Source organism: Pseudomonas syringae group sp. J309-1, assembly GCF_032582135.1.
In the GTDB taxonomy this organism is placed as follows: domain Bacteria; phylum Pseudomonadota; class Gammaproteobacteria; order Pseudomonadales; family Pseudomonadaceae; genus Aquipseudomonas; species Aquipseudomonas quasicaspiana.
On sequence record NZ_JAWHNU010000010.1, the window covers coordinates 24,298 to 37,492 of the forward strand.

Here is a 13,195-nt window from a genome sequence, read left to right on the forward strand (position 1 = left end):
CAGAAACAGGGCGCTCGCAGCGGCGAGCGACCCAAATAATAATAAAAGGAACCACCATGACGCTTTCGGCTCGCGTGCCCGAGGCCGGCACACTGGATGTGCAGGCCTTTATCAATGCCCAACCCTTGTCCCGTTATCAGTGGCGAGTGGTGATTCTGTGTTTCCTGATTGTGTTCCTTGATGGTCTCGACACGGCCGCCATGGGCTTTATTGCTCCGGCGTTGAGTGTGGAGTGGGGCATTGATCGCGCCAGCCTTGGCCCGGTGATGAGTGCCGCGCTGATCGGTATGGTCTTCGGCGCGCTGGGGTCCGGTCCGCTGGCTGACCGTTTCGGGCGTAAGGTCGTGCTGGTCGTGGCCGTGTTTCTGTTCGGTCTGTTCAGCCTGCTGTCGGCCTACAGCAGCAACATCGATCAACTGCTGATCTTGCGTCTGCTCACCGGTCTTGGCCTTGGCGCTGCGATGCCCAACGCCACGACACTGCTCTCGGAATACACCCCGGAGCGTCTCAAATCATTGCTGGTGACCAGCATGTTCTGCGGCTTCAACCTCGGCATGGCCTGCGGCGGATTTGTTTCCGCCAAACTGATCCCCGCCATGGGTTGGCACAGCCTGTTGATGCTTGGCGGGATTCTGCCGCTGATCCTCACGGTCGTGCTGATGATCTGGCTGCCGGAGTCGGCGCGTTTTCTGGTGGTGCGCAATCTCGGCGTGGACCGCATTCGCAAGGTGCTGGCACCGATCTCCCGCCAGGAAGTCAACGCCGCCAAAGACTTCAGCGTGCCGGAACAGAAAACCGTGCGCAGTCGTAACGTCTTGAAGGTCATATTCTCCGGCACCTACAGCGCTGGGACCTTATTGCTGTGGCTGACCTATTTCATGGGGCTGGTCATCGTTTATCTGCTGACCAGTTGGTTGCCAACCCTGATGCGCGACAGCGGCGCGAGCATGGAACAATCCGCCTTCATCGGGGCTCTGTTTCAATTTGGCGGCGTGTTAAGCGCGGTCGGCGTGGGTTGGGCCATGGACAAGTACAACCCGCACAAAGTGATTGGCTGTGCCTATTTTCTGGCGGGCGTGTTCGCCTGGCTGGTGGGGCAGAGCCTGGGTAACGTTGCAGTGTTGGCGACCCTGGTGCTGCTGGCCGGTATGTGTATCAACGGCGCGCAATCGGCGATGCCTTCGCTGGCCGCACGGTTCTATCCTACCCAAGGGCGTGCCACGGGCGTTTCGTGGATGCTGGGCATCGGCCGTTTTGGCGCGATTCTCGGCGCATGGGCGGGTGCCACGTTGTTGGGCCTGGGCTGGAATTTCGAGCAGGTACTGACCGCGCTGGTGGTGCCTGCGGCACTGGCGGCCATTGCGGTGCTGATCAAGGGCTGGGTCAGCCATTCGGATGCCACATGAATTCTGGAGTCATGTTTTGAACAGATCGAGTCAGCAACTTTTCGACGCGTACTTCAAACAGCCGCAGATGAGTGAAATCTTCTCTGACCATGGTCGGCTGCAAGGCATGCTCGACTTCGAAGCGGCGCTGGCCCGCGCCGAGGCGAGCACGGGGTTGATTCCCGCTGAAGTGGTCGAAGACATTCAGGCCAGTTGCAACGCCGAGCTGTTCGACTTTGCCGAGATGGCGATTGCGATTGGCAATGCCGGTAATTCGGCAATCCCGCTGGTCAAGGCGCTGGGCAAGAAGATCGCGGCACGTAATCCTACGGCTGAACGCTATGTCCACATGGGCGCTACCAGCCAGGATGTGATGGACAGCGGACTGGTGCTGCAACTGCGCGCAGCCATTGTGTTGCTGGAACGGGATCTGGCCGAGCTGGCTGAATCTCTGGCCCGACAGGCCCAGCGCTACGCTGTGACGCCACTGGCCGGACGCACCTGGTTACAGCAGGCGACTCCGGTCACTCTCGGCATGAAAATCGCCGGTTGGCTGGGTGCGATAACCCGTCATCGTCAGCGCTTGCAGGAGCTCAAACCACGGCTGTTAAGCCTGCAGTTTGGTGGCGCGTCCGGCACCTTGGCGGCACTGGGCGCGCAAGCATTGCCCGTCGCTGAAGCACTGGCCCGTGAACTGCAACTGACTTTGCCGGAGCAGCCGTGGCACACCCAGCGCGACCGGCTGGTGGAGTTCGCCAGTTGGCTGGGTCTGATCGCCGGTAGCCTGGGCAAGATGGGCCGGGATATCAGTCTGTTGATGCAGACCGAAGTGGGCGAAGTCTTCGAACCGGCGGCAGCGGGCAAGGGCGGTTCATCGACCATGCCCCACAAGCGTAATCCGGTCGGTGCGGCGGTGATGATCAGCGCTTCAGTGCGTGCGCCGGGGCTGGTCGCAACGATGTTCGCGGCCATGCCTCAGGAGCACGAGCGCAGCCTCGGTCTGTGGCACGCCGAGTGGGAAACCCTGCCTGAACTGTGTTGCCTGGTGTCGGGATCGTTGCAACAGGCTTTGCAGGTAATTCCAGCGCTGGAAGTCAACGCGGAGCAGATGCTCACTAATCTTGATTCCACCCGAGGCCTGGTGCTTGCCGAGGCGGTCAGCATTGCCTTGGCCCAGCGCATCGGTCGCGATGCTGCGCATCATCTGATTGAACAAAGCTGCCGCCAGGCCGTGCAGCAGGGGCTGCATCTGCGCGAAGTGCTTGGCGCAGATCCACAGGTCAGTGCCGAGCTGTCAGCCGCAGAGCTGGACCATCTGCTTGATCCCGCCAACTACCTGGGCCTTGCGCAGCAGTGGGTGGAGAGGGCGGTGGCTTTGGCGAACATTTAACTCGAACTGTGGGAGCAGAGCTTGCTCTGGGCGGCATTCCGACGATAAGAGCAACACAACTCTCAAGCAGAATCGCGTCAGCCTTATCGCGAGCAAGCTCTGCTCCCACAGGAACCAGATTCAATCTTCAATTTTCAGGAGCCCTCTATGCCCTTCATCCAACTCCCCGACGGCGATCTGCATTACCAACTCGATGGCCCGCAAGGCGCGCCGGTTTTGCTGTTGTCCAACTCGCTGGGCACTAATCTGAGCATGTGGGATTCGCAAATGCCGGTGTTCACCGAGCATTTCCAGGTGCTGCGCTATGACACGCGCGGGCATGGTCAATCATTGGTGACCGAAGGGCCTTACAGCATCGAGCAGAATGGTCGCGATGTATTGGCTCTGCTGGACGCCTTGCAACTGCCGAGCGTTTTGTTCTGCGGGCTGTCCATGGGCGGTCTGATTGGCCAGTGGCTGGCGATCAATGCCCCGCAGCGTGTGCAACGGCTGGTGGTGTGTAACACCGCCGCGAAAATCGGCACCCCTGATGTCTGGAACCCTCGTATCGAGACCGTTCTTCGTGACGGCAAAGCCGCCATGCAAGCCCTGCGCGAAGCGTCAATTGCGCGCTGGTTCACCCCGGGGTTTGCCAAAGCCGAGCCGCAGCGGGTGGAGCCGGTGGTGGACATGCTGGCCCAGACCTCACCTCAGGGCTATGCCGCCAACTGCGCAGCGTTACGCGACGCGGACTTCCGTGAACAGATCAGCGCAATCACGCTGCCGGTGCTGGTGGTCTGCGGCACCCAGGACGCGGTCACCACACCTGCCGACGGACGTTTTCTGACCGAGCACATCGCCGGTGCCGAATACGCCGAATTTCATGCTGCGCATCTTTCCAGCATCGAAGCGGGAAGTGAATTTGGTGAGCGCGTCGTGACCTTCTTGAAAGCCTGAACCCGGAGTTTCCAATGGACGAAAAACAACGTTACGAAGCCGGCATGCAAGTGCGCCGTGCTGTGTTGGGCGATGCCCACGTGGACAACAGCCTGAAGAAACTCACGCCGTTCAATGAAGAGTTTCAGGAGATGATCACCCGCCACGCCTGGGGCGACATCTGGACTCGCCCCGGTCTGCCGCGTCACACCCGAAGCCTGGTGACGATCGCCATGCTGATCGGCATGAACCGCGAAGGCGAACTGCGCCTGCACCTGAAGGCTGCGAAGCACAATGGTGTGACTCGAGAAGAGATCAAGGAAGTGCTGATGCAGAGCGCAATCTACTGCGGTATTCCGGCGGCCAACGCTACGTTCCATCTGGCGGAAGAGGTCTGGGACGAAATGGGTGTCGAGTCGCTGGAAAAGTAAGGATGGTCGCTCAATGCTGCAAGCTGCAATTCGCAGGTAGTGCATTGAGTCAGCAGTAAATAACGTAGGTAAGGAAGTTAAGGCCGCTTAATGACTGATGAGTCGGGCGGCTTTTTTTTGCGATATCACTCAAGTTTGTTATGCCTTTTCAGTATGAGTGCTGTAACGGTTTATTAACCTCCGTTGTCCTGAGGTTCACTTTTAATCTCATGCTTATTGGATCCATGTTTGAACCCAAGGCGGGCGATTGGACAGTGGCGCCGCGTGTATGCCTCGGCGGGCCTGACCGTGACGTTAATGGAAAAGTTCCAAAAAATATTATCGTGTCCATTGAAAATAACGATTATCAAGCGCCGCGGAATGACGTAAGTTACGCTCAATTCATCATTAATGGCACATAGCCACCCCGCTGATCGGATGATGGTGATGTTTTATTAAGGAAGTTTCAGTCAGGGCCGACAACGAAACAATAAGAACCCGATGATCGCTCCCTTTTCGAGACCCGCCCATGTCCACTCCTTCCGCAAACTCGTCTGTCGACTCTGCCATCGATCTGAACTCTTTGATGAATGCCATCAATCATTCCCAGGCAATGATCGAGTTTGATCTGGAAGGCAACATCCTGCAGGCCAACGCCAATTTTCTCGACAGGGTGGGCTATCGTCTCGAAGAAGTGCAGGGCCGCCATCACCGTATGTTCTGTACTCCGGAATACGCTTCCAGCCCCGAATATGCCGAGTTCTGGCGATCGCTGGCGACCGGGAAATTTGATCAGGGGCAATACAAAAGGCTGGGTAAGGGCGGCAAGGAAATCTGGCTTCAGGCGACTTATAACCCGATTCTCAATCAGGCTGGCGAGCCATTCAAAGTGGTGAAGTTTGCCACGGATATTACCGATCAGCGCATGCGCAACGCGGAATACGAAGGCAAAGTCGAAGCTATTCAGCGTTCTCAAGGCGTGATCGAGTTTGATCTGAATGGTCGGGTGCTTGCAGCCAATGAGAACTTCCTGAAGGTGCTCGGCTACCGTCTGGACGAAGTGCTGGGCCAGCACCATCGCATGTTCTGCGATGACCAATACCTCAACAGCCCGGCCTATCGGGCCTTCTGGGCCAAGCTTGAGCGCGGTGAATACGATTCAGGCGAGTACATGCGGCTGGGCAAGGGCGGGCGTGAAGTCTGGATCAGTGCCACCTACAACCCTATTTTTGACCCCGATGGTCGTCCTTACAAGGTCGTGAAGTTTGCCAACGATGTGACTGAAGTGCGGGCCCGCAATGCTGAGTTCGTCGGCAAGGTCACTGCCATCGAGCGTTCTCAGGCAGTTATCGAATTTGACCTGACTGGCAAAGTCCTGTCTGCGAACCCTAACTTCCTCGCCGTGTTTGGTTATGAGCTGGACGAAGTGATCGGCCAGCCGCACCGGATGTTCTGCACCGAAGAGTTTGGTTCCAGCATGGGCTATCGCGAGTTCTGGGAAAAACTTGGTCGCGGCGAATACGACACCAATGAATATCGACGCAAGCGCAAAGACGGCAAGGAGATCTGGATTCAGGCCACTTACAACCCGATTCTCAACTCCCATGGCCAGCCTTACAAAGTGGTCAAGTTCGCGCTGGATGTCACCGAAATAAAAGAAAGCAGCGCTGAGCGCCAGGGCAAGGTCAATGCGATTGATCGCGCGCAAGCAGTTATCGAGTTCGATATGGCGGGCAATATCCTTGATGCTAACGCCAACTTCCTCAAGTCGCTGGGTTACAGCCTGCAAGAGCTGCGTGGTCAGCACCACCGGATTTTCTGCGAGGAAGAGTATGTGCGCAGCACGGCCTATCGCGAGTTCTGGCATGACTTGTCTCAAGGGCAGTTTTTCTCCGGACGTTTCATGCGCTTGAGCAAGTTCGGCCAGCACATCTGGATTCAGGCGACTTACAACCCGGTGTTCGACAGCGATGGCAAGCCTTATAAAGTGGTGAAGTTCGCCACGGACATCACTCAACAGGTCGAACTGGAAGAAGCCATCGAAGCTAAAACCCGAGCCATGGACGCTTCAGTGCAAAACCTGATGAGCGCCATTTCCTATGTGGCGCAGAGCACTGATCAGGCCACTGACCTGGCCAGACTGACCCGTGAACAGGCCAGTCAGGGCTCGGAAACGCTGGTCCGGGCAGCCGAAGCCATGACCATGATTGGCAAGTCTGCTGAAGACATTCAGGACATCATTCAGGTCATCAGTGAAATCGCCAGCCAGACCAACATGCTCGCGTTCAACGCAGCCATCGAAGCCGCAAGGGCCGGTGAGCATGGCTTGGGCTTCTCGGTGGTGGCTGATGAGGTGCGCAAGCTGGCCGAGAAGTCCTCCCAGGCCACCAAGGAAATCAACAAACTGATTCTAGAAACCGTCAGCCGGATAAAATCCGGCAGCGAGATTTCCCTGAGTGCAGGCAGTGCGTTCGAGCAGATCGTCAAAGGCGTCAACGAGACCACCGTGGCCATCGACAGCATCAATGCCGCAACCGCCAAGCAAATGGATTCAGCAGGCCAGGTAGAAACGCTGATTTTCGAACTGCACCAGACCAAGGTTGGCAATGAGCAAGGTGCTGTGAATGTCAGTGCCCGAGCCAGCAAACCTTCCGGGCTGCCTGCATGAACACGCTGCGCGCCTACGGCGTGGTGCAGATAAACGGTGCGTTTCTGGGCATCGAAGCCACCTCGTTGATGGAAGCCGTTCACTGGCCGACCAATCTGCAGCGCCATCCGGTGACGCGCGGTGTGTTGGCTGGGGTTTTTACCTTGCGTGGCAGACCGGTTCCGCTTGTGGATCTGCGATCTTTGCTCAGCGACGACAGGGCAGAGCAAACGCCAACTCCGCTGGTCGCCATCCTCAAGTACAACGGCGGCTTGTTGGGCGTCGCCATTGATGCCGTCTGCGACATCGTCAAGGCCGCCGACTCTCAGCTCTGTCCGTTGGGGCCGGGCGGCCAGGGCAGCGGGCTGATACCCACGCTGATCATGGCTGGTGATGACAGTCGCTTGATCTACATGCTGGACCTGGCGTTTCTCGCCAGCTTGCCCGGCGTGCTGTTTGCCGCAGATACGGCGGCAGGGCCGATCAGTCGCGATACGTTGCAAGCGAAAAGCCAGTTGCGGCATTACCTGGTGTTTGAGTGTGACGGGCAGCATTTCAGCATTGATGCCAGCGTGGTCACTGAGTTGGTGGACAAGCCGCAGGTCGCGCCGACCGATTTCGGGAATGGCTATTGCCTGGGCGTCACCGTGATTCGTGATACTAAAATTCCGGTCCTGAGTTTGTCTCAGGTATTGGGTTTTGACTGCAGTAACGTGCAGGTCAAGAGCCAGCTTCTGTTGCTGACGGCCACCGACGGCAGGGTGTCTGGGTTTGGCTACGATCGTATGGTCGCCATTGAACGTCGGGACCCGCAAAGCCTGCTGCCGATGCCCGTCTATGGCTTGCGGGAGCCAGAGTTGTTGGCCGGTGTGATGAACCTCGGTGACGGATTGCAGGCTGTCCTGATCAATCATCAGTCTCTGCTGGAGCGATCCGGAGTCAAGAACTACGCCGAGCTTTACCAGACCCAGCCGCAGTCATCAGAGAGTCGTGCCAGCAAGGCGAAAGCGGTCATGCGTCAGGCCTGCCTGTTGTTCAAGTCGCCGACCCAGTTCGTCGCGCCACTCAGTCAGGTGTTGGAAATCCTCTCGATACCCACGCAAATGATTGGCCTTGCCCAGCCGGAAAATCACTTGTTGGGGCAGTTCAATCTGCGGGGCGAGCAGCTTCCACTGGTGTGCCTGAGCAGCTTGATCGAATCGTCGCCACAACCCCACACGCCGCTGTCGCGGGTGTTGGTGGTCAGGGGAGAGACGTTGACGTTTGGCTTCGCAGTGTCTCAGGTTGAAGCCATTGACTCGTTCAACCAGTTTGACCCGACGATGCTCGCTCAGGGCTGGCAGACCAATGCGGGCAAGGTGGTGTCGGTCAATGACCGGGCACGTTCGTTGGTGAGCATTGGCAGTGGTGCAAACAGTTGGCGCGCCACGCTAATGGACCTGCAGGGCATCGCCCGGCAACTGGAGGCAAGGTTACTGCAACCTGCCAGTGCCGTTGCCTGACACGCTGTTTATCCGCCGGTGGTGATCGACAACGCTGCCAATGCACCGATCAATGCCGGTGGCATGACCAGAATTCCCAGCCGCAGAAAGCCCATCGCCGTGACGTTTTCGCCTTCGCGGCGGATGGCGATCAGCCAGAGCAGGGTTGCCAGCGATCCGGTGATCGACAGGTTGGGACCCAGGTCCACGCCGATGACCAGCGCACTGGTGGTTTCGGTGGGTAGATGAGCGATATGTCCGACCGAACCCGCAATCAAACCGGCCGGCAGATTGTTGATCAGGTTGCTGGCAATCGCCACGATCACGCCAGCTGTCCACGTCGCCTGAGTGGCCGAATCGTCGGCCAGTGATTTCAGCGCGTGGGCCAGATGATCGATAACCCCGGTCAGTGCCAAGCCCTCTACCAGGACGAACAAACCCGCCACCAGTGGCAATACACTCCAGGAAACCGCCTTGAGCACCGGCAGCGGGTTAAGCCGCTGACGCAGGTGGATCAATGCAGCGGTAGCGATACCTGCACAGAACGTCGGTAGCCCAAGTTGCATATCGAGCGCCGATGCACTCAGCAATACGATCCCCGTCAGCAAGATCCCGAACGCTGTCAGACGTGCACCGCTGGACAGCGGTTGCAGCGTGATGTCTGTTTCCAGAGGTTTGCGCAGATGGCTGCGTTGCGTGAGGCGCAGCACGAGATAGGTCATGCCGATGGCGGCAATCGAAGGCAGGCTGAAATGCCAGAGCCAGGTTCCTAGTGGTGGCATGTTGTTGCCGAATATCACCAGGTTGGCCGGGTTTGAAATCGGCAGGACAAAACTGGCCGCGTTGGCGATAAAGGCGCAGATAAACAGATAGGGCAGTGGCTCGGCCTTGGCAGCGCGGGCTGCCGCGTAAACGGCGGGCGTCAGGACAACCGCAGTTGCGTCGTTGGACAGGAACACCGTGACCAGGGTACCGACCAGAAACACCAGATCAAACAGGCGTTGCCCTGAGCCTTTTGCATGTTTTGCGGCAAGCATGGCCAGCCAGTCGAACAGCCCTTGTTGTCGGGCCAGTTCGGCCAGGACCATCATGCCGATCAGAAACAGGTAGACATCGCCACCTTCCGCCACCGCTCCAAGCGCCTTGTGCAGCGGGATAAACCCCAGCGCTGTGAGCAGCACCGCGGCCCCCAACGCCCAGACAAACTCCGGCACCCGCCAAGGTCGCATGATGACGCCACAGGTGGCTAAAGCGGCGACAATCCAGATAACCGTTGCGGGGTCGAATGCGGGCATTTGCGGTACTCAATAGGCAGGCAAATGTCAGACCGGTGACGACGGGGACAAGTTCGTCCAGTGGCGCAGAATCGGGATGCGTTTTGATGTGGCAGGAACGCTGATCTCGTGTGGCAAACGCCGGACTTGTAGGAGTGAGCTTGCTCGCGATCACGTCAGGTCAGCCGACATCTTCTTAACAGATCGACCGCTATCGCGAGCAAGCTCACTCCTACAGGCCTTTGTTTTCTTCGCGACAGCGCGGCTGTCTGGACGACGGAGGCGCTACAGGTTTTGTGCTTTGCCTGACAGAGGCCTATCAGGCAAATCTTTCACATCAAGCAGCCGTATCGAGATACTTGCCGACCGGCTTGATGCCACTGGTGTCGTAACGTTCGGTCAGTGCTGCAACCATCCGGCCCAAAGCCTCGGAAGCTTTGTTTTCGGCGTTGGTGCTGCCGTTTGACGTGGCGGTAAGAGCGCTGGTCAGCTCATCGGCGCTGATACTGCCGTCGCCATCAGCGTCCAGTGAGCTGAACAACTGCTCGCTGGCTTCCAGTGACGAAGCCGGTGGAGCGGGTGGCTGCTGCGGTTGCAGGCTTGCGGTCAATTCGTCAAGGCTGACCGTGCCATCCTTGTTGGTGTCCAGTGCATCAAACACCTGAGCACTGTCGGCGGTGCTGCCCGCGCTGCTCAAGCCTGCGGTCAACTCGTCACTGTTGATTGCGCCGTCGCCGTCGGTGTCCAGCGCGCTGAGCAGGTCTTCGGCAACATCGGTCGCAGGCTGGCCGCTTGGTGGAAGCGGCGGGGTGAGGGCTGCCAGTTCGTCGGCGTCGAGGCTGTCATACTCGTTGGCGTCCAGGCTGCTGAACGCTTCACTCAGCGTGACGGTAATGCCGTCCTTGCTGTCAGAAGACGAGTTTGCAGCGCTCAGCTCGTCTTTGCTGACACTGCCGTCGCCATCGGTGTCCAGTTTAGCCAGCAATTGCTCCTGGAATTTCTTGCTCGCAGCGGTACTCGCGCTGGAGCTGGTGTAGCTCGAATAGCTGTTATTACTAACGCCACTGATCATCAGGCTGACTCCCTCAGGTTGATTGATCCGGTGACGGTGCACCGGCTTGTCAAGCCTCTAGATGGCAGGTGTCGAGGGTATGTGGGTTGTGTATCGGCGTCGTTACGTGTCCGTTCAGAAGCGCGGCAAGAACAGCACTGCTGTCAGACCGCCACCGGGCGTTTCGGCCAGTGACAGATCGCCGCCCATGCGCCGGGCGGCGTCGCGGGCGATGGTCATGCCCATGCCGACGCCACCGGAGTTGCGATTGCGCGAACCCTCCAGACGATAGAAGGGTTCAAACACGGCTTCATGGTGGTCGGCGCTGATCCCGGGGCCGTGATCAATCACCCTGACGCGTACGTGTTGCGGGTCATCAATAATCTCGACCCGCGCCTGACCGGCATAGCGCAGAGCGTTGTCGATCAGGTTATTGATGCACGAACGCAGCGCCATGGGCTGAGTCTTCAACGGCAGGCATTGCCCGCTGGATTGCACATCATCGCCATTGTCCTGAGCGTTTTCAGCGAGGGATTCGATCAAGGCCTGCAGATCGAACAACTGCACGATTTCACTGGTGCGTTGCTCATTCAGATAGGTCAGCGTGGCATCGAGCATGCCAATCATGTCGTTCAGATCCTGAGTCATCTGCCCGTGCAGTCTGGGTTCGTCGATTTGCTCGACCCGCAATTTCAGGCGCGAGAGCGGCGTGCGCAGGTCATGGGAGACTGCCGCAAGCATGCGCCCGCGCTGTTGCACCTGCTCGCGGATGCGTTGCTGCATCAGATTGAATGTCTGCGCGGCCTGCCGCGCTTCCAGCGGACCTTTGACTTCCATGGGCGGGCTGTCGAGGTTTTCGCTGAGCCGTTCGGCGGCGTTGCTCAAGTGCTGGATCGGTCTGCTCAACGCCTTGGCGCCGTACCAGGCAGCGATCACCAGGGTCATCAGCTGGAAGATCAGCGGCACGACAGGGCCACGGAAAAACGGTGGTCTGTGGCCAGGCGGCGGACCGTCCTCCGGACGCTGAAAAGCACGCCCCTCGATCTGCTGCCCTGACTCGGACATGGGTGGAGGCGGTGGTGGTGGAAACCCGTAAAACCTGAACCACATGAACGCCAGCAGATGCGCGAGCAAAATAGCAATCAACGCCCCCCCGAACAGGCGGGCGAAGAGGGTGTCAGCGGAGCGGATCAACCAATATCCCTTGCGTCAAACAGGTAACCCTCACCGCGAACGGTCTTGATCAACTGTGGGTTTTTCGGGTCATCCCCGAGCTTCTGCCGCAGACGCGAGACCAGCAGGTCAATGCTGCGATCAAAGGCCTCTATGGAGCGTCCGCGAGCGGCATCAAGCAGTTGCTCGCGGCTCAACACTCGACGCGGGCGTTCGAGGAACACCCGCAACAGGCGGAATTCCGCGTTGGACAGTGGCACCACCAGACCATCGGCGGCGATCAACTGGCGCAGCACGCTGTTGAGGCGCCAGGCATCGAAACGTACCGTGGAGCGCTCATCGTTGCGGTCGTCGCGTACGCGGCGCAACACGGTCTGGATGCGGGCGACCAGTTCGCGAGGTTCGAAAGGTTTGGCCATGTAATCGTCGGCACCCAGTTCCAGACCAATGATCCGGTCAGTGGGTTCGCAGCGGGCGGTGAGCATCAGAATCGGGATGTCCGAGGTGCTGCGCAGCCAGCGGCACAGAGAAAGGCCGTCTTCGCCGGGCAGCATGAGGTCGAGGACGATGACGTCGAAGTTCTCTTCTTCCAGCGCCTTACGCATTTCAGTGCCGTCGGTCACGCCCCGGCACTGGATGTTGAAGCGCGCAAGGTAGTCGCAAAGCAGTTCGCGAATCGGTACGTCGTCATCGACGATCAGGGCGCGGGTGTTCCAGCGCGGATCGCTGCTTTGTGGGGTTTCAGCTGAAGTTTCGGTTGATTGCATGATGCGACCACTGCCTGGTGATGCCGCCATCACTGGCCGCTATTGAAGATCAACGCTGCCCGCCATGCTACTTCGCCGACGGGCGCGGCGAAAGGGTGGCGTGAGGTGGTGTCGGGGGCGTGTCTGGAATGTATCGGGGGTGATACAAAGGTTGCCAGTTAACCTTGCTGGATGTCTTTTCTCAAAGGAGGACTCAAGGTCTGCTCGCGAATTGTAAAGCCTGTGGGACCGGATTCATCCGGGAAAGCGGTGTTCCTGGCGATAAAGAGGCTGTGAATGTCCCGGCCCCTTCGCGAATGAATTCGCTCCCACGGGTTTACGCCAGCCTCAAGTCTGCCGCGATCCAGTGGGACCGGATTCATCCGGGAAGGCGGTATTCCTGGGGATAAAGATGCTGTGAATATCCCGGCCCCTTCGCGAATGAATTCGCTCCCACGGGTTTTACGCCAGCCTCGAGTGTATCGCGATCCAGTGGGACCGGATTCATCCGGGAAGGCGGTGTTCCTGGGGATAAAGATGCTGTGAATATCCCGGCCCCTTCGCGAATGAATTCGCTCCCACGGGTTTTACGCCAGTCTTGAGTGTATCGCGATCCAGTGGGACCGGATTCATCCGGGAAGGCGGTGTTCCTGGGGATAAAGATGCTGTGAATATCCCGGCCCCTTCGCGAATGAATTCGCTCCCACGGGTTTTACGCCAGTC

9 protein-coding genes and 2 pseudogenes are annotated in these 13,195 nt (G+C 58.6%); 7 read left to right on the plus strand and 4 right to left on the minus strand.

Annotated features, from left to right (window positions below):
- Window positions 1-56: 56 nt before the first annotated feature.
- From RX972_RS08095 to RX972_RS08120, 7 genes and pseudogenes are all read left to right on the plus strand, one after another.
- Entirely contained in the window at window positions 57-1,406 is a 1,350-nt protein-coding gene (locus RX972_RS08095) for an MFS transporter (protein ID WP_027900851.1), read from the plus strand.
- Window positions 1,407-1,422: 16 nt separating this feature from the next.
- Window positions 1,423-2,775, plus strand: a complete 1,353-nt coding sequence (locus tag RX972_RS08100) for a 3-carboxy-cis,cis-muconate cycloisomerase (RefSeq protein WP_316873932.1) — start codon at window positions 1,423-1,425, stop codon at window positions 2,773-2,775.
- 147 nt (window positions 2,776-2,922) lie between these two features.
- Window positions 2,923-3,711 carry a 3-oxoadipate enol-lactonase gene (gene pcaD, locus RX972_RS08105; RefSeq protein ID WP_316873934.1) on the plus strand — a complete coding sequence of 263 codons (789 nt, stop codon included), beginning with the start codon at window positions 2,923-2,925 and terminating at the stop codon, window positions 3,709-3,711.
- A 14-nt stretch (window positions 3,712-3,725) separates the two neighbouring features.
- Complete coding sequence (gene pcaC, locus RX972_RS08110; RefSeq protein WP_027900854.1) at window positions 3,726-4,121, plus strand: 4-carboxymuconolactone decarboxylase; 396 nt, start codon at window positions 3,726-3,728, stop codon at window positions 4,119-4,121.
- A 565-nt stretch (window positions 4,122-4,686) separates the two neighbouring features.
- Window positions 4,687-6,126 (plus strand): annotated as a pseudogene (locus tag RX972_RS08115) (PAS domain-containing protein); the annotation flags it as partial.
- Between the two features lie 159 nt (window positions 6,127-6,285).
- Window positions 6,286-6,768 (plus strand): annotated as a pseudogene (locus tag RX972_RS29450) (methyl-accepting chemotaxis protein); the annotation flags it as partial.
- Window positions 6,765-8,249: a chemotaxis protein CheW gene (locus RX972_RS08120; protein ID WP_316873937.1), complete on the plus strand. Its 1,485-nt coding sequence runs from the start codon at window positions 6,765-6,767 to the stop codon at window positions 8,247-8,249. The pseudogene RX972_RS29450 and the gene RX972_RS08120, both read left to right, overlap by 4 nt.
- Window positions 8,250-8,257: 8 nt before the next feature.
- Here RX972_RS08120 and RX972_RS08125 read toward each other — a convergent pair whose 3' ends face one another.
- From RX972_RS08125 to RX972_RS08140, 4 genes are all read right to left on the minus strand, one after another.
- Window positions 8,258-9,523: an arsenic transporter gene (locus tag RX972_RS08125; protein ID WP_122708804.1), complete on the minus strand. Its 1,266-nt coding sequence runs from the start codon at window positions 9,521-9,523 to the stop codon at window positions 8,258-8,260.
- Between the two features lie 316 nt (window positions 9,524-9,839).
- On the minus strand, window positions 9,840-10,574 hold the full coding sequence (gene xopAW, locus RX972_RS08130) for a XopAW family type III secretion system calcium-binding effector (RefSeq protein WP_316873939.1): 735 nt from the start codon (window positions 10,572-10,574) through the stop codon (window positions 9,840-9,842).
- Between the two features lie 114 nt (window positions 10,575-10,688).
- Window positions 10,689-11,747: a HAMP domain-containing sensor histidine kinase gene (locus RX972_RS08135; RefSeq protein WP_316873940.1), complete on the minus strand. Its 1,059-nt coding sequence runs from the start codon at window positions 11,745-11,747 to the stop codon at window positions 10,689-10,691.
- On the minus strand, window positions 11,744-12,493 hold the full coding sequence (locus RX972_RS08140) for a response regulator (RefSeq protein WP_099270865.1): 750 nt from the start codon (window positions 12,491-12,493) through the stop codon (window positions 11,744-11,746). The genes RX972_RS08135 and RX972_RS08140 overlap by 4 nt, the downstream gene beginning before the upstream one ends.
- Between the last annotated feature and the right edge of the window lie 702 nt (window positions 12,494-13,195).

What these genes read in the sequence shown, in the direction of transcription:
- RX972_RS08095 (WP_027900851.1), top strand. Translation starts at nt 57, where the DNA reads ATGACGCTTTCGGCTCGCGTGCCCGAGGCCGGCACACTGGATGTGCAG.
- pcaD (WP_316873934.1), top strand. Translation starts at nt 2,923, where the DNA reads ATGCCCTTCATCCAACTCCCCGACGGCGATCTGCATTACCAACTCGAT.
- pcaC (WP_027900854.1), top strand. Translation starts at nt 3,726, where the DNA reads ATGGACGAAAAACAACGTTACGAAGCCGGCATGCAAGTGCGCCGTGCT.
- RX972_RS08120 (WP_316873937.1), top strand. Translation starts at nt 6,765, where the DNA reads ATGAACACGCTGCGCGCCTACGGCGTGGTGCAGATAAACGGTGCGTTT.
- RX972_RS08125 (WP_122708804.1), bottom strand. Translation starts at nt 9,523, where the DNA reads ATGCCCGCATTCGACCCCGCAACGGTTATCTGGATTGTCGCCGCTTTA.
- xopAW (WP_316873939.1), bottom strand. Translation starts at nt 10,574, where the DNA reads ATGATCAGTGGCGTTAGTAATAACAGCTATTCGAGCTACACCAGCTCC.
- RX972_RS08140 (WP_099270865.1), bottom strand. Translation starts at nt 12,493, where the DNA reads ATGCAATCAACCGAAACTTCAGCTGAAACCCCACAAAGCAGCGATCCG.